The 19,599-nt window shown below is 70.8% G+C and carries 18 protein-coding genes and 1 pseudogene; 5 read left to right on the top strand and 14 right to left on the bottom strand.

Features of this window, described 5'->3' with window-relative positions; translation table 11 throughout:
- Nucleotides 1–41 precede the first annotated feature (41 nt).
- The 4 genes from ACFUPX_RS29855 to ACFUPX_RS29840 all read right to left on the bottom strand — a co-directional run bounded on the left by ACFUPX_RS29855 (nucleotide 42) and on the right by ACFUPX_RS29840 (nucleotide 4,679).
- Nucleotides 42–1,334, bottom strand: a complete 1,293-nt coding sequence (locus ACFUPX_RS29855; RefSeq protein ID WP_383329427.1) for a hypothetical protein — start codon at nucleotides 1,332–1,334, stop codon at nucleotides 42–44.
- Complete coding sequence (locus ACFUPX_RS29850) at nucleotides 1,331–1,990, bottom strand: SigE family RNA polymerase sigma factor (protein ID WP_383329424.1); 660 nt, start codon at nucleotides 1,988–1,990, stop codon at nucleotides 1,331–1,333. The genes ACFUPX_RS29855 and ACFUPX_RS29850 overlap by 4 nt, the downstream gene beginning before the upstream one ends.
- Before the next feature lie 365 nt (nucleotides 1,991–2,355).
- Nucleotides 2,356–3,411 (bottom strand): aspartate-semialdehyde dehydrogenase, encoded by a 1,056-nt coding sequence (locus ACFUPX_RS29845; protein WP_383329421.1) that lies wholly within the window; start codon nucleotides 3,409–3,411, stop codon nucleotides 2,356–2,358.
- Complete coding sequence (locus ACFUPX_RS29840; RefSeq protein ID WP_383329418.1) at nucleotides 3,408–4,679, bottom strand: aspartate kinase; 1,272 nt, start codon at nucleotides 4,677–4,679, stop codon at nucleotides 3,408–3,410. The genes ACFUPX_RS29845 and ACFUPX_RS29840 overlap by 4 nt, the downstream gene beginning before the upstream one ends.
- A gap of 299 nt (nucleotides 4,680–4,978) precedes the next feature.
- On the opposite strand from ACFUPX_RS29840, the gene ACFUPX_RS29835 reads away from it, so the two are divergent.
- Nucleotides 4,979–5,392 (top strand): PadR family transcriptional regulator, encoded by a 414-nt coding sequence (locus ACFUPX_RS29835; protein WP_383329415.1) that lies wholly within the window; start codon nucleotides 4,979–4,981, stop codon nucleotides 5,390–5,392.
- Nucleotides 5,358–6,434 (top strand): hypothetical protein, encoded by a 1,077-nt coding sequence (locus ACFUPX_RS29830; RefSeq protein WP_383329412.1) that lies wholly within the window; start codon nucleotides 5,358–5,360, stop codon nucleotides 6,432–6,434. Before ACFUPX_RS29835 ends, ACFUPX_RS29830 begins: the two co-directional genes overlap by 35 nt.
- 38 nt (nucleotides 6,435–6,472) lie before the next feature.
- Here ACFUPX_RS29830 and ACFUPX_RS29825 read toward each other — a convergent pair whose 3' ends face one another.
- From ACFUPX_RS29825 to ACFUPX_RS29815, 3 genes are all read right to left on the bottom strand, one after another.
- Entirely contained in the window at nucleotides 6,473–7,240 is a 768-nt protein-coding gene (locus ACFUPX_RS29825) for a DUF5063 domain-containing protein (RefSeq protein ID WP_383329409.1), read from the bottom strand.
- Nucleotides 7,233–7,832, bottom strand: coding sequence for a recombination mediator RecR (recR, locus tag ACFUPX_RS29820; RefSeq protein ID WP_383329406.1), 600 nt, complete (start codon nucleotides 7,830–7,832; stop codon nucleotides 7,233–7,235). The genes ACFUPX_RS29825 and recR overlap by 8 nt, the downstream gene beginning before the upstream one ends.
- Nucleotides 7,833–7,904: 72 nt before the next feature.
- Nucleotides 7,905–8,246 carry a YbaB/EbfC family nucleoid-associated protein gene (locus ACFUPX_RS29815; RefSeq protein ID WP_383329403.1) on the bottom strand — a complete coding sequence of 114 codons (342 nt, stop codon included), beginning with the start codon at nucleotides 8,244–8,246 and terminating at the stop codon, nucleotides 7,905–7,907.
- 328 nt (nucleotides 8,247–8,574) lie between these two features.
- On the opposite strand from ACFUPX_RS29815, the gene ACFUPX_RS29810 reads away from it, so the two are divergent.
- Entirely contained in the window at nucleotides 8,575–9,369 is a 795-nt protein-coding gene (locus ACFUPX_RS29810; RefSeq protein WP_383329400.1) for an SLATT domain-containing protein, read from the top strand.
- Between the two features lie 71 nt (nucleotides 9,370–9,440).
- On the opposite strand, the gene ACFUPX_RS29805 is transcribed toward ACFUPX_RS29810, so the two are convergent.
- The 5 genes from ACFUPX_RS29805 to ACFUPX_RS29785 all read right to left on the bottom strand — a co-directional run bounded on the left by ACFUPX_RS29805 (nucleotide 9,441) and on the right by ACFUPX_RS29785 (nucleotide 15,777).
- Entirely contained in the window at nucleotides 9,441–10,091 is a 651-nt protein-coding gene (locus ACFUPX_RS29805; RefSeq protein ID WP_383329397.1) for a hypothetical protein, read from the bottom strand.
- A 100-nt stretch (nucleotides 10,092–10,191) separates the two neighbouring features.
- Entirely contained in the window at nucleotides 10,192–12,639 is a 2,448-nt protein-coding gene (locus ACFUPX_RS29800; protein ID WP_383329394.1) for a glycosyltransferase, read from the bottom strand.
- Nucleotides 12,636–13,358 (bottom strand): GntR family transcriptional regulator, encoded by a 723-nt coding sequence (locus tag ACFUPX_RS29795; protein ID WP_383329391.1) that lies wholly within the window; start codon nucleotides 13,356–13,358, stop codon nucleotides 12,636–12,638. The genes ACFUPX_RS29800 and ACFUPX_RS29795 overlap by 4 nt, the downstream gene beginning before the upstream one ends.
- 253 nt (nucleotides 13,359–13,611) lie before the next feature.
- The gene (locus ACFUPX_RS29790; RefSeq protein WP_383329388.1) at nucleotides 13,612–14,973 is read right to left on the bottom strand and encodes an aspartate aminotransferase family protein; all 1,362 of its coding nucleotides are present in this window, start codon (nucleotides 14,971–14,973) and stop codon (nucleotides 13,612–13,614) included.
- A 300-nt stretch (nucleotides 14,974–15,273) separates the two neighbouring features.
- Nucleotides 15,274–15,777 carry a hypothetical protein gene (locus tag ACFUPX_RS29785; protein WP_383329385.1) on the bottom strand — a complete coding sequence of 168 codons (504 nt, stop codon included), beginning with the start codon at nucleotides 15,775–15,777 and terminating at the stop codon, nucleotides 15,274–15,276.
- A 72-nt stretch (nucleotides 15,778–15,849) separates the two neighbouring features.
- Between ACFUPX_RS29785 and ACFUPX_RS29780 the strand changes: the two are divergent.
- A pseudogene (locus tag ACFUPX_RS29780) lies at nucleotides 15,850–16,528 on the top strand (response regulator transcription factor); the annotation flags it as partial.
- A 229-nt stretch (nucleotides 16,529–16,757) separates the two neighbouring features.
- Nucleotides 16,758–18,158 (top strand): sensor histidine kinase, encoded by a 1,401-nt coding sequence (locus ACFUPX_RS29775; RefSeq protein ID WP_383329382.1) that lies wholly within the window; start codon nucleotides 16,758–16,760, stop codon nucleotides 18,156–18,158.
- Here the strand turns inward: ACFUPX_RS29775 and ACFUPX_RS29770 are convergent.
- Together ACFUPX_RS29770 and ACFUPX_RS29765 are read right to left on the bottom strand one after the other, a co-directional pair.
- Nucleotides 18,091–18,903 carry a VTC domain-containing protein gene (locus ACFUPX_RS29770; protein WP_383329379.1) on the bottom strand — a complete coding sequence of 271 codons (813 nt, stop codon included), beginning with the start codon at nucleotides 18,901–18,903 and terminating at the stop codon, nucleotides 18,091–18,093. The genes ACFUPX_RS29775 and ACFUPX_RS29770 overlap by 68 nt on opposite strands.
- Nucleotides 18,900–19,565 (bottom strand): DUF4956 domain-containing protein, encoded by a 666-nt coding sequence (locus tag ACFUPX_RS29765; protein WP_383329376.1) that lies wholly within the window; start codon nucleotides 19,563–19,565, stop codon nucleotides 18,900–18,902. The genes ACFUPX_RS29770 and ACFUPX_RS29765 overlap by 4 nt, the downstream gene beginning before the upstream one ends.
- Between the last annotated feature and the right edge of the window lie 34 nt (nucleotides 19,566–19,599).

Here is a 19,599-nt window from a genome sequence, read left to right as displayed (position 1 = left end):
CGAAGGGCCCAGCCCGGCCGGCGTCCTGGCAGTCGCTTCGGCTACGAAGCGGACAGCATCCCCGTCCGGTAGACCGTCCCCGCGCACGCGTTGGGGATCGTCGCGCCCGCCGCCGGTGAGCCCGCGGGGGCCGTCAGGGAAACCGTCACTCCGCCGTCGAGGACGCCGCCGTCCTCGCGCACCATCTGGGGCTCGACACCGCCCGGCGTACCGCCGTCCGCGCCGCCCTCCGTCGGAGTCGGGTCGGGCGAAGGATCGCCGCCGCCGTCCGGCGGACACGCCTCGGAAGGCACCCAGGCGAACTTCACCTCGTACGCGGCGCCCGGCTGGAGGACCAGCGAGCTGACCGCCTGAGCCGGGTCCGGAAGCCCCGTGGCCGCGTCGCCCGCGACGTGGTCGATGACGCCGACCTTCGCGGGATCGGCCGCCCCCGTCGTCGACGTGCTCACGCTGCCGGGGGCGCTGACCGTACAGCTGCTGCCGGATACGTTGGCGATGCGGAAGCTGCCGTACACCTTGCCGTCGGCCTCCGCCGCACCCGCGCTACCGCCTGCGTCGCCGAGCTGGTCCACCGCGCAGGCAGGCGAGCCGGCGGATTCTGTGCCCGACGGGTCGGGGCCACCGGTCGCGCCGCCACTGGACGCGCCCTTCCCCTTGCCGTCCTTCTTGTCCTTCTTGTCTTTCTTGTCCTTGGACTTGGAGGGGCCGGAGCCGCTGCCCTCGCCCTTCTCCCCGCCGTCAGGACCCTTGCCCTGACTGGAACCGCCCTGCGTCTGCTCGCTGTTGCCCGCGATCGACGGCCGGTCGTCCGAGCCGCCGCCGGAGTTCGTCACGTGTACGAGAGCGGGGATGGCGGTGCCGATGAAGAGCGCGGCGGCGGCCATGCCAACCACGGCCTGACGCTTGCGCGCCCGCCGGGCGGGCACCGCATGCCGCAGCCGCTCCAGGGCGCTGTCCCTCGGCTCGATCTCCTGCACGGCCGAACGCATCAGCCTGCGCAGCGCCAGCTCGTCGGAGCCGCTCTCACCGTCGAAGACGGACCCCAAGGCAGAAACCGATGCGGTATCCGATGCGGCTTCGGACGCGGCTTCGGACGCGGCTTCGGACGCGGCTTCGGATGCGGTGTCCGCCGGAGCATCGTCCGGCGCGACATCCCCCGATACATCTTCGTCCGACGCAGCTTCGTCCGGCGCAGCTTCGTCCGCCGCGGCATCGACTTCACGCTCGGACGCGGTGGGCTCGTCGCCCTGGCCGTGTTTCACAGTTTCGTCCCCAGCATGCTGCTCAAACTCGGCGTTCTCATCGTGCTCACGCCCGTACTCCTGCTTGCTCATGCCGGTGCCTCCATGGCGACCCGCAGAGCCGCGATCCCGCGCGAGCCGTACGCCTTCACCGAACCGAGCGATATGCCCAGGGTCTCGGCGACCTGCGCCTCGGTCATGTCCGCGAAGTACCGCAGGACCAGGACTTCGCGCTGGCGGCGCTGGAGGCCGCGCATGGCCTTGATCAGCTCGTCCCGCTCAAGGAGGTCGTACGCACCCTCCTCCGCGCTCGCCATGTCCGGCATCGGCTTCGAGAGCAGCTTCAGCCCGAGGATCCGGCGCCGCAGCGCGGACCGCGAGAGGTTCACGACGGTCTGGCGCAGATAGGCGAGCGTCTTCTCCGGGTCCCGCACGCGTTTGCGCGCCGAGTGCACCCGGATGAACGCCTCCTGCACGACGTCCTCGCAGGACGCGGTGTCGTCGAGAAGCAGCGCCGCCAGGCCGAGGAGCGACCGGTAATGGGCGCGATAGGTCTCGGTCAGGTGGTCGACCGTGGTGCCCGCGCTCATCGTCTCCTCAGCGCCCTCGCGCTGCGCCGGGATGCGGGCCGATCTCGTGGTGGGCATGGGGGCGATCACCGGCATGCCGGCGGGCGCACGGGGACGGCGAGGCGGACGCAGGGACGCGCCCCTCGCCTGAACCGCTGTGAAATCGAGAACCTCTGCCACGCCTGTTGGACACGCTTACCCCCTGGAGGGTTGTACGCATCACGCGGCGCGTTTGCGGCAGGCATCGTCGGTGTCGGTGACGATGCATCAATTGCCCCCATGCGTACCAGCTCTTCCCCTATGCCCAATTTTCGCAGCGCTCAGGTCATGCCCCCGGGAGGGCGATCGCAAAGACGCGCCCCGCCCGGCTGCCGGTTGCAGTGGGACGGGGACGAATATTGCGAATCTTCGAACGCGGCAATGGTCCAGTTCAAGCGATCCTGGCCACCAAGTTGGACACAGAACTTACACAGATCCCACAAACGCTTTCATGCCGGGGATCACTCAGGCCCGGTCTGAACCGGTCTGCCCCATCAGGAGAAGCCTCACGTGGTGAACTCCCCCGCCACCAGCTCCGCGATCTGGGCCGTGTTCAGCGCGGCCCCCTTGCGCAGATTGTCCCCGCACACGAAGAGTTCGAGGGCCGTCGGATCGTCCAGCGCGCGCCGCACCCGGCCCACCCAGGTGGGATCGGTCCCCACCACGTCGGCGGGCGTCGGGAACTCGCCCGCGGCCGGATTGTCGAAGAGCACGACGCCCGGAGCGGTCGCCAGGATCTCGCGCGCCCGGTCCACCGTGACCTCGTCCTCGAAGCGCGCGTGGACGGTCAGCGAGTGGGTGGTCACGACCGGCACGCGTACGCAGGTGGCCGCGACCTTGAGGTCGGGCAGGCCGAGGATCTTGCGGGACTCGTCCCGCACCTTCATCTCCTCGGACGACCAGCCGTCGTCCCGCAGCGTCCCGGCCCACGGCACCACGTTCAGCGCCACGGGCTCGGGGAAGGGCCCGGTGTCGTCGCCGACAGCGCGTCGTACGTCACCGGGGCTTGTGCCGAGCTCCGAGCCCGCCACCAGCTTCATCTGGCGCCGCAGCGTGTCGACGCCGTCCCGTCCGGCCCCGCTGACCGCTTGGTACGAGGAGACGATCAGCTCGCGCAGGCCGAACTCGGCGTGCAGCGCGCCGACGGCCACGATCATCGACAGGGTCGTGCAGTTGGGGTTCGCGACGATGCCGCGCGGGCGTACGCGCGCGGCATGCGGATTGACCTCCGGGACGACCAGCGGCACGTCCGGGTCCATCCGGAAGGCGGCGGAATTGTCGACCACCACGACGCCCTTGGACGCGGCGATGGGAGCCCATTGCGCGCTGACCTCGTCGGGCACGTCGAACATGGCCACGTCGACGCCGTCGAAGACGTCCTCGGCCAGGCCGAGGACCTCGACCTCCTCACCGCGCACGGACAGCTTCTTGCCCGCCGAGCGCGGTGAGGCCACGAGTCGGATCTCGCCCCAGATGTCGGCGTGCTGCGACAGGATCTGGAGCATGACCGCGCCGACGGCCCCGGTCGCTCCGACGACCGCGAGCGTCGGCTTTCCGGTCATCGCCCGGTGCCTCCATAGACCACGGCCTCGTCCGTGTCGGAGTCGAGGCCGAAGGCGGTGTGCACGGCGCGGACGGACTCGTTCGCGTCATCGGCGCGGGTCACGACCGAGATGCGGATCTCGGAGGTCGAGATCAGCTCGATGTTCACGCCCGCGTCGCTGAGCGCCTCGAAGAAGGCGGCGGTGACGCCGGGGTTCGTCTTCATACCCGCGCCGACCAGCGAGATCTTGGCGATCTGGTCGTCGTAGCGAAGGGAGTCGAAGCCGGTGGTCGCGCGGGTCTTCTCCAGCGCGTCGATCGCCTTGCGGCCCTCGGCCTTGGGCAGCGTGAACGAGATGTCCGTGAGCCCGGTCGAGGCGGCCGACACGTTCTGCACGATCATGTCGATGTTGACCCCGGAATCCGCGATGGCGCGGAAGATCGAGGCGGCCTCACCCGGCTTGTCCGGCACGCCGACGACCGTGATCTTGGCCTCCGAGGTGTCGTGCGCGACACCGGAGATGATGGCCTGCTCCACCTTGCGGTCCCCTTGCGGTTCGTTGCTGACCCATGTGCCCTGAAGCCCACTGAAGGACGACCTGACGTGGATCGGGATGTTGTAACGGCGTGCGTACTCCACACAGCGGTGGAGCAGCACCTTGGACCCGGAACTCGCGAGCTCCAGCATGTCCTCGAACGAGATCCAGTCGATCTTCTGGGCCTTCTTCACCACACGGGGGTCGGCGGTGAAGACACCGTCGACGTCCGTGTAGATCTCGCAGACCTCGGCGTCGAGGGCGGCAGCGAGGGCGACAGCGGTCGTGTCGGACCCACCACGACCGAGCGTGGTGATGTTCTTGCCCTCCTGGCTGACACCCTGGAACCCGGCGACGATGGCGATGTTGCCCTCGTCGATCGAGGCCCGGATGCGGCCCGGCGTGACATCGATGATCCGCGCCTTGTTGTGCACGGAGTCGGTGATGACACCGGCCTGGCTGCCCGTGAACGACTGGGCCGCGTGACCCAGGTTTTTGATCGCCATGGCAAGCAGCGCCATGGAGATCCGCTCCCCTGCGGTCAGCAGCATGTCGAATTCACGCCCGGCAGGGATCGGGGACACCTGCCCGGCAAGATCGATCAACTCATCCGTCGTGTCACCCATGGCGGACACCACGACAACGACCTGATGGCCGTTCTTCTTGGCGTCGACAACCCTCTTGGCGACCCGCTTGATGCCTTCGGCATCGGCTACGGAGGAGCCTCCGTACTTCTGCACGACAAGGCTCACGTGCGCTCCTCGCTCAGTCCGTCTCTTACCGCACTGCTGCGGTCGGCTCAGTCTAACGAGCGGCCGAAATTCGCCTCGCAGATATCACATCGTGAGATGTCCCGCCCACTCCGTGATCATCCACCGGCATACGCGCCCGCTGCTCGGGACGTACGTTTCGACCGCTCGGCTTGGCACATGCCCGCTGGCGAGTGGAGCACTCCGAAAGTGGGGCGGGTCACAGGCCCGCGACGGGGGGGTGGCGGATGTCTGAGGTTGCGACTATTCTAAAAACTCAACTAGTCGGGGAGGCGAGGCAGGTGGCGGAGGTCAGTTCCGCTTGGCTGCGTGCGGCGCTGCCGTTGTGTCTGCTCGGAATGCTGGAGCGGGGCGAGAGCTACGGGTACGCGCTGCTTCAGGAGTTGGGCGCCGCCGGGCTGACCAACGCCAAGGCGGCGACCCTCTATCCGGCCCTGACCAGGCTGGAGGAGGAAGGCGCCGTCGACATCCGCTGGAGCGCGGGCGAGGGCGGCCCCGGGCGGAAGTACTACCGCCTCACCGAAGCGGGACGCGAGCGGCTGGTCGTCGAGTACCGCGCCTGGCGCCACTTCGACGGGGTGGTGACTGCCCTGGCCGGTGGTGCCGAGGGCGCAGAGGACATAGAAGGCTCGGAGAGTCGACAAGGACTGGGGGAAGACGATGATTCGTACGGACGGCAAGGCGCCGAAGCCTGACCGGCTCAGCGGCGACGACGCGCAGTGGGCCGCCGAGTTCGAGCTCGCGTTGGCTCTGGGGCACACGCCTCCCGACGGGCTCGCCGCGCAGGTGCTGGAGGAGGCTCGGCTGACGGCGGCCGAGGCGGGGCTCCCCGTTCGGGAGGTTCTCGGCGACCCCTCGGCGTACGCCGACGCCGTGGCCGCCGAGCGGATCGACGAGGCGCATCGCAGTTCCGTGGACGTCGAAGGCTTCGCCGCCGGTGACCGGTTCACCAGCTCGTTGCTGCTTGCCGGTGGTCAAGTCGCGCTGTTCGGTGCCGTGTTGTGGATCAGTGACGGGCTCTGGATTCCGGTCGGCTGGCCCACCGGCGGGGCCGGGCTGTTGCTCGCCGTGCTCGTCGTGCTGGTGACCGGCGTCATCCCCGAGCTGCGCGCGGCGGGCCGGCTGCGGGCCGGGCGGGTTGCCATGGCTTGTGCCGCGGTGCTTGTCGTCGCCTGTGCCACGGGGTTCACCGTCGTGCCCCGAGGGCCCGAAGTGAGCGTTCCCGCGCCCTCGTTGTTCGTCGTCGGCGCGCTGCTCGGAGTGCTGGGGTGGCGCCTTCCCCCTGGGCCCGTCGGACGCTGGTTCCGCGGGCGGGCCGTGCCTGGCGACGCGATAGGGAGTGACGACGAGGCCTGGCTGACGCGGCTCTCCGCGTTGCTGCGGGGGCGGCACGGCGTGTCCGCGAGCGACGCCCGGCGCCGCGTGGCCGAGGCGCGGGACCATCTCGCCGCCTCGGGCGGAAGCGCCGAGGGCGAGTTCGGGGACATCGAGGTCTACGCGCTACGGCTCAGCGAAGGGCCGGGCAAGGCGCGGCGCGCGGCACGGGCGGAGGTGCTGCCCACCGTCCTGTTCACCGCGGGACTGCTCTGGTGGGGCATCGACCTGGTCAGCGATCCGGAGCCCGCGTCCCTCTGGTTCTGGACCAAGGTCGTGGTGCTGGTCGTCGGCGCGTGGGCCTGGGGCACCACGACGTGGTCGCTGTGGCGGAAGTTGCGTCCGGGGGCTCCGGGGGCATGACCAGTGAGGACGGCGGGGGTGGCACGGGCAGCGGTCCGTTACTGCACCGAGCGCAGGCCCAAGGGTCCGGCGATCTCCTCGGCCATGACCTTGCCCGCCGCCTCGGCCAGTGCGTCCTCCGCCAAGTCCTCGTCCGTGTCGAGGCCGTTGAGGTCCTCCAGGGGCTGGTTCAGGCGGACGTGGGCCACCAGGGACTGGAGGGCCCGCAGGGCGCCGGATGCCGTGGAGCCCCAGTTCGAGAAGTACGAGAACTGCCACCACCACAGGGCTTCCGTGGTGCGGCCCGCCCGGTAGTGGGCCAGGCCGTGGGAGAGGTCGGCCACCACGTCTGCCAGGTCGTCCGAGATGCGGCAGGCCACGGGAGCCTTGCGGGGCTCGTACGGGTCGAAGACCTCGGAGTAGACGTCGATCGGCTCCAGCATGGCCGCCAGGCGCTCACGCAGGTCGTCCACGTCACGCTCCGGGCCGAGGTCCGGTTCGTAGCGCTCGTCGGGGACGATGTCCTCGTGCGCGCCCAGGCGGCCGCCGGCCAGGAGGAGTTGGGAGACCTCCAGGAGGAGGAAGGGGACGGCCGAGTCCGGCTCGTCGCCCTTCGCCACCTCCGTCACCGCGACGATGAAGCTCCCGATCTGGTCCGAGATCTGCACCGCGAAGGAGTCCGGGTCCTGGGCGGAGGCGTGCAGGAGGACCGTCGGATCGGCCGCGATGATCGGCTCGGGGACGACGACCGCTTCCGGGGACGCGACCGGATCGGAGGTGAGCGTTGCTTCCAGGTCTGCTGACTTCTCTTGCTGCTTCTTAGACATCTAGGAGTCGTCTCCCCTCGAAGGCGCGGCCCAGGGTGACCTCGTCCGCGTATTCCAGATCTCCCCCGACAGGGAGCCCGCTGGCCAGGCGGGTGACCTTCAGGCCCATGGGCTTGATCATGCGTGCGAGGTACGTCGCCGTGGCCTCGCCCTCCAGGTTCGGGTCCGTGGCGAGGATCAGCTCGGTGACCGCGCCGTCCGCGAGCCGCGCCAGCAGCTCTCGTATACGCAGATCGTCCGGGCCGACCCCTTCGATGGGGCTGATCGCCCCACCCAGTACGTGGTACTTCCCGCGGAACTCGCGCGTACGCTCGATCGCCACGACGTCCTTCGGCTCCTCGACCACACAGATGACGCTGAGGTCGCGGCGCGGGTCGCGGCAGATGTTGCAGAGCTCTTCCTGCGCGACGTTGCCACAGGTCGCGCAGAAGCGGACCTTGTCCTTCACCTCAAGGAGGGCGTGCGCGAGGCGCCGTACGTCCGTCGGCTCCGTCTGCAGGATGTGGAAGGCGATCCGCTGCGCGCTCTTGGGACCGACGCCGGGCAGCCTGCCCAACTCGTCGATGAGGTCCTGAACCACGCCTTCGTACACGGGGGGCCTTTCCTGCTTTTCTTTTGCCGAGTATCACACTTCGGTACGTACGGTAGTTGGCCTGCGGCCCTCTTAGAAGGGAAGGCCCGGGATGCCTCCGCCGCCCAGGCCCTGCGCGAGCGGGCCCAGCTTCTGCTGCTGGAGCGTCTGCGCGTTCTCGTTCGCCGCCTGGACCGCCGCGACGACCAGGTCCGCGAGGGTCTCGGTGTCCTCAGGGTCGACCGCCTTGGGGTCGATCACGAGGCCGCGCAGCTCACCGGAGCCGGTGACCGTCGCCTTGACGAGACCGCCGCCCGCCTGGCCTTCGACCTCGGTGCGCGCGAGCTCCTCCTGCGCGGTCGCGAGGTCCTGCTGCATCTTCTGGGCCTGCTGGAGCAGCTGCTGCATGTCGGGCTGGCCACCACCGGGGATCACGATCAGCTCCTGTCTCAGGTCTTCTGAGGTTGTTTGTGCAGGTATTTACGGTGGGTTTTCCACCTGGAATGAGCCTACGTGGTCGGGGGTGCCCTCGCCCCAGCACTCTTTCGAGTGAGATCAGCCGTACTCCTATACCTGATCAAGCACCTCTTCCGGGCGGAAATACCGCGAAAACGGGCTCAGGGCCACCCATTGGGCGGTAGGACTGGGGCTGCGCATGAGCAGATGACATCAGCCGCATCAGCACCAGGTGTCACGGCGCGCGCACTGTACGGAACCGCCGCAGGGACAGTCAGGGATCTCGTAGAGGTAGAGGGAGTGCCGGGTGAGCCAGCCGGAGATGCAGCCCGAGGGGGTGCCCCAGCCACATGAGGGGCAGGGTGCCGGGGCGGGTGCCGGAGCGGGCGCCGATGCGCGGCAGAGCGCTTCCGGTGGCGCGGACCGTGCGCGGCTCGGGGATCTGACCGGGCGGACCTTCCCCCTCGGCGACTGGGGGGAGCCCGCGGACCGGCTCGACGAGTTGTACCGGTGGGTGGAGCGGGGCGCGCTCAACACCGCGGAGTGGTACCTGTCCGACCGGGCGTGGAAGCGGTGCGGGGCGCGGTTCGCGCGGGCCGGGGCGGCGGTGGGGGCCGTGGGCGCGGGGGTGTTTCCGCTGCTCGATCTGGCGGGGGCGGTGGAGGGCGTCGCCACCTGGGGGTTCGTCTCGCTGCTCGCGGGCGTCGCGTGTCTCGCCTGCGACCGGTTCTTCGGCCTGACCTCCGGGTGGATGCGGGACGTGGCCACCGCGCAGGCCGTGCAGCGGCGGCTGCAGGTGCTCCAGTTCGACTGGGCGTCGGAGAGCGTCCGGGAGGTGCTCGGGCCCACCGAGGGGACTGCCAGTGAGGCCGCCGAGCGGTGCCTGGGGGTGCTGCGGCGGTTCTCGGAGGACGTGACCGAGCTCGTGCGGTCCGAGACCGCGGACTGGATGGTGGAGTTCCGGTCGGGGCCCGCGCCGTTGGCCATGCAGGCGGTGGTTCCGGCCTCCCGGGGGGAGGCCGGGGTCGTCCCGCTGCGGGCCGCGCTGCCGCCCGGGGCCCGGCCCAATATGCCTCGCCAGCGGCCGCCTGAGGCCCGGTGAGGAGCCCCGGGGGGCCTGGAGCTTCGCCCCAGACCCCGGTCCTCGAACGCCGGACGGGCCGGAGATCGGGATCAGCTGTAGATGATCATTGAGCCCTGCGCCAAGCTCCTGGTCGTTGCCGCGTGCAGGCCCAGCCATACGTGGCGTTCCCTTGCGAAGGGGCTGTCGTCCGGAGGGGCCGGGGCCGCCGGTTCCTCCAGGGACGTGGGGGCATCGGGTGGAGTCGGGGGGCGCGGAGGGTTCGCCGCGTCGATGCCGATGGACGGCGCCACGAACTCCAGCTCCCTCAGCAGCGCCTGCGCCGAGCCCAAGGGGCCGCCGCCCGCCAGCAGTTCGTCGTTGGAGAGGGGGGACGGGAAATCCACCGGGACGTACGCACCCGCGTGGTCGTAGTGCCAGACCAGATGCGACTGCTGGGCCGTCGTGTCGAACATTTCGAGCAACTGCTCGTAGTCCCCGCCCAGTTCGTCCACCGGCGTGACCTCCAGGCCGCAGACCTGGAGCAGATACGCCCGGCGCAGGAAATGCAGCGCGTCGTAGTCGAAGCCCGCCACCGGGGCCACGTCGCCGGACAGGCCCGGCATGTAGGCGAAGACGGGGACGGGGGGCATCCCGGCCTCGTGCAGCGCCTTGTCGTACGTCGCGATCTCCTCCGCGAAGGGATTGTCGGGGCTGTGGCACAGCACGTCGACTAGCGGGACCAGCCACAGGTCACAGGCCAAGGGTGCTCCTCAGGTCGGGCTCAGGTCAGGATGATGCCGGGCTCATGTCGGACATCGGACGTTCCTCGCGTTCAGGCAGCGTAGTCCGGGCGGGTGCCCCCTAGCTGCCCCCGTGCAGATCCCAGATCCACACCCCGTCTACCCACTTTCCGGGGCGGTCAAGGAGTTCCTCCACCGTCACCCGCAGTGCGGCGTCGTGCGGCTGGGGGACCAGGACCAGCACTCCCGCGTTCCAGTACGCCAGGTCCTCGCGGGCCGCCCTGCGCCACGCGTCCGTGATCTGCGGTGCGCGCCCCGCCGCGCGGACGTCCCGCAGCAGGTTCGACGTGTTGCGGGGCGAGGCTCCGTAGATACCCACGCGGTCCGGACCCCACGGGCCGTTGAAGTAGCCGCCGGGGAGGCGGAAGCCCAGGTCAGCGGTGGTCTGCCAGTGCAGCGCCTCCGCGCCGGACGGGTCCGGGAGCGGTACCGGTACGAGGGACTCGCCCTCCCCCACGTACTGCCGCCAGGTCCCGTCGGCGACGAAATCGGGAACCTCTGCCCGCTCCACCGCCCGCAGCGGCGCCGGCACGATCGGCAGCAGCGCGAGGGCGACCGCGGCCACGCCCGCGTACCGTGCGGCCGTCATCCGGAGGGGGGCCAGCAGCCGGGCCAGCGTCAGCGCCACCAGCATGCCGAGCGCCGGAGCGCACACCATCGCCACCCGCGACTCGATGACCGACTCGAAGAGGGGCGCGTGCGCGAGGACCTTCCACGGGCCCGGCAGCACGACGTCCGTCAGCGGGATGCGGAACTTCGGGCCCAGGGAGAGCAGCGCCGCGGCGACGGCCGTGAACGCCAGCGCCTTCACCACCGCCCGCTCCCAGAAACGTACGACGATCGCGAAGGCGAGGGCGACCAGGGGCCAGCCGTAGAACGCGTTCTGTTCGGTGGGGTTCTGGGCGAGGGCGCCCGCGGTCTTCTCGTTGCCCGCGAGCGAGCGTTCCGCGAAGGAGAGCAGCGCGAGCGGGCTGTTGCCCGCGTCGTCGCCGTGCAGCACGCTCGTGTAGCTCTGCGGCCCGAAGAACTGCCAGTACAGCGGGAAGGCGACCAGCGGCACGGTGACCGCCACGGCTACGCCGAGGCCGCGCGCCAGGGGGCGGAACGCGGCCCTCGCCACGTCTCTGCGCACCAGCCCGTAGGCCGCCGCGAACAGCACCATGCCCACCGCCGCGAGCAGCAGCGGCTCTTCGCCGAGGAAGATCTGGTAGGTGGTGAAGAGGCCGAGGACGACCCCGTCCCGTACGACTCTCGTGCCCCCGTTCGTGCCCTCGCAGAGCCGCAGGGCCCTGTCGATGATCAGCGGGATCATGAACAGGACCATGAAGTTCGGGTGGGCGTGGGCGTGGCTGATCATCGGTGGCGCGAAGGCCGCGAGCGCCGCGCCGACGGCTGCCGCGCCCCGGTGCCGTACGAGGCGTCGGACGATCAGCCAGTACCAGGCGAGGGCGGTCGCGGCCAGGCCCAGCGTCATCGCCGCGTTCAGGGCGACCGCGGGGCCGAAGAGCCAGGTCACGGGGGCGAAGGGGACGGAGAGGCCGAGCATGACCGTGTTGGCCATGAGGTTCACGCCGTCGGGGAAGTTCTGGAGGGTCGTGAAGAGGGGGTTCTGGAGGTGGCGGACGTTGTCCGCCGTCACCGCGAAGAACCACTCCCACTGGTTCTGGTCCTGGAGGGAGTCCGGCAGATAGCGGTCGCCCGGTGCGATCCAGCGGCCCGAGTAGAGGGTGACCGCCATGGCCAGGAAGAGCGCCGCGGCGAGCAGATCCGCCGGGCGGACGGTACGCGCCTTCAGCGAGGTCAGCTCGGCGAGGACCCGCACGTAGTCGAACGGGCGGACCTTCGAGCCCTCCTGGTGCGCCCAGCGCACCGGCACCTCGGCGACGGGCCAGCCGGAGCGGCGGAAGTACTGCAGTATCTCGACGTCTATGCCCCAGCCGCGCAGGCGCGAGGCGGCGAAGGCTTCACGGGCACGGTCGCCGTCGAAGAGCTTGAAGCCGCACTGGGTGTCGCGGACTCCGGGGACGGCGACCGTTCGTATCAGGAAGTTGCCGGTACGGCCCAGGAGCTGGCGCAGGCGGTGCTGGTGGCTCTCGATCGTCGCGCCGGGGCGGGCGCGGGAGCCGATCGCCGCCGCGTGGCCGTCGGCGAGCGCCTTGTCTAGGCACTCCAGTTCCTCGATGGGGGTGGCCAGATCGGCGTCGGTGATCAGTACGCGGTCGCCGCGCGAGGCGAGGACGCCGAGGCGCAGGGCGTGGCCCTTGCCGAGGTTGCGGTCGGAGTGGATGAGCTGGACGCGGGGGTCGGCGGCCTCGGCGTCGGCGGCGATGTCCAGGGTGGCGTCGGTGGAGCCGTCGTCCACGACGATCAGCTCCCACCGGGTCCGGCCGCCGGGCGCGTACCCGTCCTCGTCGCCTTCTTCCAGGTACGCCCGGATCGCGGCGAGCGTGGGGGCCAGGCGCCGCTCCTCGTTGTAGGCGGGGACGACGACGGTCAGATCCACGCTCATGCAGCGGCCAGCCGCTCGATGAGTTCCAGTGAGTGGGCGTTGTACTCGGCGACGATCGCGTGCGCGGCCTTGGGGTCGCGGTGCGCGAGGGCGTCGACGAGCTCGGTGTGCCGGGCCCAGAGGGTGCCGCGCAGGTCGCCGTCGCCGTCCTCGACGGCGCGGCGGAGGTAGGTGACGGCGCAGACCCAGGACTGGACGCGGATGCGGTGCAGGAAGTCCGAGAGGTAGGGGTTGCCGAAGAGGGCGCTGAGCTCGCGCCAGAAGCGGAGGTCGTAGCCGATGAGGACGTTCAGGTCGCCCGCGCAGGCGGCGCGTGCGGCTTCCTCGCCCCGGCGGCGTACGGAGAGGAGCGCGGCGGTGGCTTCCTTGTGGGGCTTGGGTCCCAGCGGGGTGCCGTTCTTCGCGAGGTCGCGGAAGATTCCGTCGGAGATGAGGCCGCGGGCCTGGAGCATGCTGCGGTAGTCCGCGAGGGAGTGCTCGTGGACGCGGTAGCCGCGGTGCTGGTCGGCGTCGAGGAGGCCTTGCGCGGCGAGGTTCACCAGGGCCTCGCGGACCGGGGTCGCGGAGACGCCGTACTGCTCGGCGATCTCCTTGACCGTGAACTCCTGGCCCGGCTCCAGACGGCCGCCGAGGATCTCGTCGCGCAGCGCGTCGGCGATCTGCTGGCGCAGAGTGCTGCGGATGACGGCGGGGCCGGCGGGGCCGTCGGTGCCGGGCATCTAGGTTCCCTCGGGGAGTCGTCGTCTTGGTGGTCGTCGTTTGCTTACGAGCACGTCAGACTACGCGGTCGGGGTTCCCGGGGGCCGGGGCCGATTCCGGAGGCCGGGGGTGGGGCCGTTCTCGGGTGCGGGGCCGTTTGCGTCCGTGCCGCCGCTTCGCGGCGGATCTTTCCCGCCCACCCACCCGATTGCCCGGGGTCATGGGTGGGAGGGAGAGATTCGCCGCGAAGCGGTCGGCAAGGCGGGGCCCGGGTTACGCGGTGTGTTCGTCCGCCACCGTCAGCGCCGCGTCCAGCGCCGCCAGGCCCTCCTTCGCCTCCGTGTCCGTGATGTTGCACGGCGGCACCACGTGGGTGCGGTTCATGTTGATGAAGGGCCACAGGCCCTGCTTCTTCGCGGCGGCGCCGAACGCCGCCATCGGGGCGTTCGCCTCGCCCGTGGCGTTGTACGGGACGAGGGGCTCGCGGGTCTCCTTGTCCTTGACCAGTTCCAGCGCCCAGAACATGCCGAGGCCACGGACCTCGCCGACGCTCGGGTGCCGGTCGGCCAGCTCCGCCAGGGCGGGGGCGATGATCTCCCTGCCGACGCGGGCCGCGTTCTCGACGATGCCCTCGTCCTCCATGGCGTTGATCGTCGCCACGGCCGCCGCGCAGGCCAGCGGGTGGCCGGAGTACGTGAGACCGCCGGGGTAGGGCCTGCGGGCGAACGTCTCGGCGATGGCGGAGGAGATCGCCACACCGCCCAGCGGGACGTAGCCCGAGTTCACGCCCTTCGCGAAGGTCAGCAGGTCGGGCACGATGCCGCCGTCGAAGTTGTCCGCCGCGAACCACTTGCCCGTACGCCCGAAGCCCGCCATGACCTCGTCCAGGATGAAGACGATGCCGTGCCGGTCGCAGATCTCGCGTACGCCGGCGAGGTAGCCCGGCGGCGGGAGCATGATGCCGGCCGTGCCGGGGACGGATTCGAGGATGATCGCCGCGATGGTCGCGGGCCCCTCGAAGGCGATCGTGTCCTCGAGGTGCTGGAGGGCGCGCTCGCACTCCTGCTGCTCGTTCTCGGCGTAGAAGGCGCTGCGGTAGAGGAACGGCGCCCAGAAGTGGACGACGCCCGCCGAGCCGTTGTCGGAGGGCCAGCGGCGGGGGTCGCCGGTGAGGTTGATCGCGGCGGAGGTGGCGCCGTGGTACGAGCGGTAGGCGGAGAGGATCTTAGGGCGGCCGGTGTGCAGACGCGCCATGCGGGTCGCGTTCTCCACGGCCTCGGCGCCGCCGTTGGTGAAGAAGATCTTGTCGAGGTCGCCGGGGGTCCGCTCGGCGATGAGGCGTGCGGCCTCGGAGCGGGCTTCCACGGCGAAGGCGGGGGCGAAGGTCGTCATCGTCGCCGCCTGCTCCTGGATCGCGGCGACGACCTTCGGGTGCTGGTATCCGATGTTCGTGAAGACGAGGCCGCTGGTGAAGTCGAGGTAGCGGTTGCCTTCGTAGTCCCAGAAGTACGAGCCCTCGGCGCCGGCTACGGCGAGGGGGTCGATCAGGTCCTGTGCGGACCAGGAGTGGAATACGTGTGCGCGGTCCGCCGCCTTGACGGCGGCGCCGACCTGGGGGTTCGGCTGAGGGGTCATGTGGGCGAGGGTAAATGTCCACGGTGTGGACTCGACATGGGCGGTCTGTTTCGCGGGGGTGGGGGGCACTGGACAGTGTGTCGGGGGCGGCTCCGCGTCCCCCGCGGGCGGGGGCCTCGTCCATCTACCTACCTACCCACCCACCCATCCACCGGTGCTCGGCATCGGGGCGTGGATTTGTCCCCGACCCCGCCCCTTCCCGAAAACCCGCTCCGGCGCGGGGGCCTTGGTTGCCGTCATCACCGGCTCCGCCGAGTTCGTCCTCAAACGCCGGACGGGCTGGGGGAATCCCCGGACGGGCTAGTCGTCATCCGCGTCCGCCACCACCGCCGCCCGCGGCTTTCCCCCATCCCCGCAGCGGATCTCGTACGGCAGATCGTCCTGTTCGTCATCGTCGTCGTCGCTCGGCTCGGCCTCCAGGCGGGCCACCGCACCCGGGCCACGCTCCACGTCGTCGTCGATGTGGAAGCCGTCCGCCGGGCTCCACGAGACGAGATACACCGTCCCGTCCGCCCGGCACTCGACCGTCGCCGATCCACCCGTGAACCGCAGCGTCGACCGGTCGGACGGTGCCTTCGAGGGCGCGCTCTTCGTGGGGGACGGCGACGCGGAAGGCGACTTGGGGGGTGATGCCGATGCCGATGTCGCCGCCAGTGCCCGCTCCACCGCCCCCTCGTCCAAGGGGCGGCTGTGTGCCGCGCCGCCGCTGTCCGCCGTGGCCAACTGCCAAGCGCCCAGCGCTCCCGCGGCCGTTCCCACGCCCACCCATGCCGCGGTCACCACCGCGTTCCGCCACTTCCTCATCCGGCCACTGTGCCGCACAGTTTCCTAACGCCCGGTTAAGGGCTGCCCAAAGCACCTGACTACGGTGGATGTATGGCCCATCTTCTCGTCGTGGAGGACGATCCCCAGCTTCGCGGTGCCCTCGTGCGGGCGCTGCGCGACAAAGGGCACGCCGTCGCCACCGCCCCGAACGGCATGGCAGGCCTGGACGCCGCGGTGACGACCCACCCCGACCTCGTCGTGCTCGACCTGGGGCTGCCGGACGTCGACGGCGCCCAGATCCTGCGGATGCTCCGTGCCGTCAGCGACATACCCGTCATCGTCGCGACCGCGCGCGACGACGAGCCCGAGATGGTGGCGATCCTCGAGGACGGAGCCGACGACTACATCGTCAAGCCGTTCGGCGCCGCTCAGCTGGACGCCCGCATCAAGGCGGTCATGCGGCGGCTCGGCGCGGCCGATGTGGCGGAGGAGCCCCTGCAGGTGGGGGGCCTGACCATCGCCCCGGCCTCCCGCGAAGTCACCCTGGACGACGGGCCCCTCGACCTCACCCCCCGTGAGTTCGACCTGCTCGTCTACCTCGCCCAGCGCCCCGGCCAAGTCGTCTCCCGCCGCGAACTCCTCGCCGAGGTGTGGCAACAGCCCCTGGGCGGCGCCGACAAAACCGTGGACGTCCATCTCTCCTGGCTCCGCAGAAAGCTGGGCGAGACGGCCCAGGCGCCTCGCTATCTCCACACCGTCCGCACGGTGGGCGTCAAACTGACACCCCCCGAAGACCCGCAGCCGCGCGACGCACGCGAGGGGACGGGCCGGTATGTCCGCCCGGAGCACGGCTCCCGCCACTCCCCCGCCGAAGCGACCCCGCGGCCACCGGACGATAGCGAGGACGGCCATACCGGCACGGCCCCGCCCCAGAACAGCGGGACGCACCAGTCGAGCGCGTTGCCCCAGCCCACCCCCGCCCAGGAAGACCCCACCCCCCAAGGCCCAGGGGCCAGCTAATGCGTCGCAGCCTTCTTCTTCTCACCGCAGCCACCACCGCCCTCGTACTGACCGCCCTCCTCGTCCCCCTCACCCTCCTCACCCGCACCCACGCCGCCGACCGCACCACCGCGGAGGCCACCGCCCGAGCCCAGTGGGTGGCGCACGCCCTCGGGCCCGCTCTTGCCACGGCGGACGAGCGTGAGACCGCCGAGCAGACCGTCGAGAGCGTCAACACCCAGGATCTGCCGACCACTTCACTGCTTCTCGCCAACGGCACCGTCATCGGTCCGAACCCCGGGCACAGCTCCCGGGCCCGCGCCACGGACGCCATCCGCCTGGCCCGCACCGGACGCGCCTTCACCTACGAACCCTCCACCGGAGGCCGCCAGGTCCTCGTCCCCGTCCAGGGCGCGGCCGGCGGCACGGCAGTCGTGCAAGTGACGCTCACCGAGCGGCAGTTGTACGCGGGCACCATGACCTCCTGGCTCGTGCTCGCCGGGATCGGGGTCGGTCTCGTACTCATCGGGCTGCTCCTCGCCGACCGCCTGGGTGCCCGTCTGGTCGGCGCGACCCGTCGCCTCGCCCGTACCGCGGACCGTCTCGCCGCGGGTGACCTCACTGCGCGCGCGACGCCCGAGGGCCCGCCCGAACTGCGCCTGGTCGCGGGCCAGCTGAACCACCTCGCCACCCGCATCGACGAACTCCTCACCGCCGAACGCGAGAACGCCGCCGACCTCGCCCACCGCCTCCGCACCCCCGTCGCCGCCCTCCGCCTCGACGCCGAGACCCTGCGCGACACGGAGGAGGCGCACCGCATCGCCGCGGACGTCGCCGCCCTGGAACGCAGCGTCGACGACGTGATCCGCAAGGCCCGCCGCCCGCTCCGGGACGCCCCTTACGCGGACCTGGCGGCCGTGGCCCGCGAACGCGCCGAGTTCTGGCTGCCGTTGGCGGAGGACCAGGGTCGTACGACGGAGACCACTACGGAGACATCGACCCATCCGCAGCCAGATCCCGGCCCCACGCCCGCCACCGCCCCTGTCCCCGTACCCGTGCCCGTCCCCGAAGACGACCTCACCGCCGCCATCGACGCCCTCATCGGCAACGTCCTCGACCACACCCCCCAAGGCACCCCGTTCCGCATAGCCGTCCGCACCACCCCGGAGGGAACCGCCGAGCTCACGGTCGCCGACGAGGGCCCCGGGCTCCCGCCCACCTACGCGGCGGAACGCGGCACCAGCGGCGGCGGCTCCACGGGCCTCGGCCTGGACATCGCGCGCCGGACGGCAGAAGACGCGGGCGGCACCTTCGCCATAGCGTCGGACGCGGCCAGCGGCACCCGGGTGACGCTCACCTTTCCTCCGGGGCCGCCGACGCCCTCGGGAACGCGACCCGCACCGCCCGAGCCCACCGATTGACCCCCAACTCCGGCCGCAGTGCGGCGAACCCACCGCAGTACTTCGTGAAGTCGGCAGCCCGCACCCCGTACCGGTGAAGGACCCGGTCCGCCTCCGTCAGATGCCCCTGCGTCTTGGTCTCCACCAGGACGAGCCCGGAGTCCGCCGCCACCGAACGCCCCGTGGCCAGGTCCCGCACCACGAGACCGGCATCGCACGTGATCCGCTGCCCGTCGGCCACGAACGTCGCCCGCTGGTACTCCGTGACCAGGGCCTTGGTCAGCCCGTCCGGCGCGTCGATCCCGTACGAACCCTTCAGGACGCCCGTGAGGAATCCCTGCCGCACCGCGTCGAGGGCGTAGTCGTCGCCCTCCAGGCGCTGGCGGTGCTTGACCGTCTCGCCCCGCCCGCTCTTGAGCTTGATCTCGAACTGCCGCTCACCGCTGTCCTGGTACACCCGCTCCCGGATGCGGTAGCGCAGCCGCCTGCCCTGCCGGTGGTGGTGGTAGGTCAGGAGCTCGGGGGTGTCGTAGTACGTGGAGTGGTAGCTGAACCAGCGCTTTCCGCCGATGCTCAGGGCCCGGAAGGGGCCCGACGCGCGGCGCGGGTCCGTGAGCAGCGCGGCCAGGTCGTCGAAGATCTCGACCGGCACGAGATAGCTGTTGTCGTAGCGGGCGAGCAGCTGAGCCCGTGCGTTGACCTCGTCGAGCGAGATGGGGTGTGCGGCGAGCGCGGCTCGTCCGATGGCGCGTACGGCGGGGTTCACACGGTCTCCTTCTGGTGGGGGACGGCAGGCGTGCGGGACCGGGTCGTGCGGCGTCGTGGTGCCGTACTCATCAACTCCCCGGCCCGTTCGGAAGGTTCCGGTTGCCGGAATCGGACTTCCAGAACCATCAGGTCACGTACGTAGTCGACCTCCTGGACGGTCCAGCCGAGCGGCTCGCCGAGACGCCGGGACAGCTCGGCGCGGAGCGCGGTCTCCTCGCGGTACACGGCGTCCAGGGTGATGACCGCGCGCCGGTCGCCGGCGAAGAGACGGGGGTGGTCGGCGCCGTACATCACCAGGAGCAGCACGGCCGCGAGCCCGGCGGCGACCGGCAGATCGAGGCCGGGGAGGCCGCAGAGGAGGCCCAGAACGAGGGTGATGAAGTAGTACGCGACCTCCTGGTGCTGTACGGCGTCCGAGCGGAGACGGACGATCGAGAGCACCCCGAAGAGCCCGAACCCGAGCGCGAGACCGCCGTTGCCCCCGGCGCTCGCGAGGGCGGAGACGACGGCGAAGAGGGCGACGTTCAGGGCGAGGTAGGCCGGGACCAGCTCCCTTCTGCGGTGCCGTGGATAGAAGACCCCGAAGGTCAGGAGGGTCACGGCCACCAGGTCGAGGCCGAGGTGGGCGGCCATCTGTCCGAGGTTCTCTGCGCTGTCCATGACCAGGACGCTAGGGAAGGGCGGGTTAAGGCCG

Origin of the sequence: Streptomyces sp. NPDC057302 (assembly GCF_042667685.1) — a bacterium.
GTDB lineage: Bacteria > Actinomycetota > Actinomycetes > Streptomycetales > Streptomycetaceae > Streptomyces.
The sequence above is the reverse complement of the archived record's forward strand: the minus strand, read 5'-3'. Positions and strand labels throughout refer to the sequence as shown.

Bases quoted from the DNA above. Each gene is read 5' to 3' on its own strand.
- ACFUPX_RS29855 (WP_383329427.1), bottom strand. From the start codon at position 1,334: ATGAGCAAGCAGGAGTACGGGCGTGAGCACGATGAGAACGCCGAGTTT.
- ACFUPX_RS29845 (WP_383329421.1), bottom strand. From the start codon at position 3,411: ATGACCGGAAAGCCGACGCTCGCGGTCGTCGGAGCGACCGGGGCCGTC.
- ACFUPX_RS29830 (WP_383329412.1), top strand. From the start codon at position 5,358: ATGATTCGTACGGACGGCAAGGCGCCGAAGCCTGACCGGCTCAGCGGC.
- ACFUPX_RS29825 (WP_383329409.1), bottom strand. From the start codon at position 7,240: ATGTCTAAGAAGCAGCAAGAGAAGTCAGCAGACCTGGAAGCAACGCTC.
- ACFUPX_RS29800 (WP_383329394.1), bottom strand. From the start codon at position 12,639: ATGAGCGTGGATCTGACCGTCGTCGTCCCCGCCTACAACGAGGAGCGG.
- ACFUPX_RS29795 (WP_383329391.1), bottom strand. From the start codon at position 13,358: ATGCCCGGCACCGACGGCCCCGCCGGCCCCGCCGTCATCCGCAGCACT.
- ACFUPX_RS29790 (WP_383329388.1), bottom strand. From the start codon at position 14,973: ATGACCCCTCAGCCGAACCCCCAGGTCGGCGCCGCCGTCAAGGCGGCG.
- ACFUPX_RS29785 (WP_383329385.1), bottom strand. From the start codon at position 15,777: ATGAGGAAGTGGCGGAACGCGGTGGTGACCGCGGCATGGGTGGGCGTG.
- ACFUPX_RS29775 (WP_383329382.1), top strand. From the start codon at position 16,758: ATGCGTCGCAGCCTTCTTCTTCTCACCGCAGCCACCACCGCCCTCGTA.
- ACFUPX_RS29765 (WP_383329376.1), bottom strand. From the start codon at position 19,565: ATGGACAGCGCAGAGAACCTCGGACAGATGGCCGCCCACCTCGGCCTC.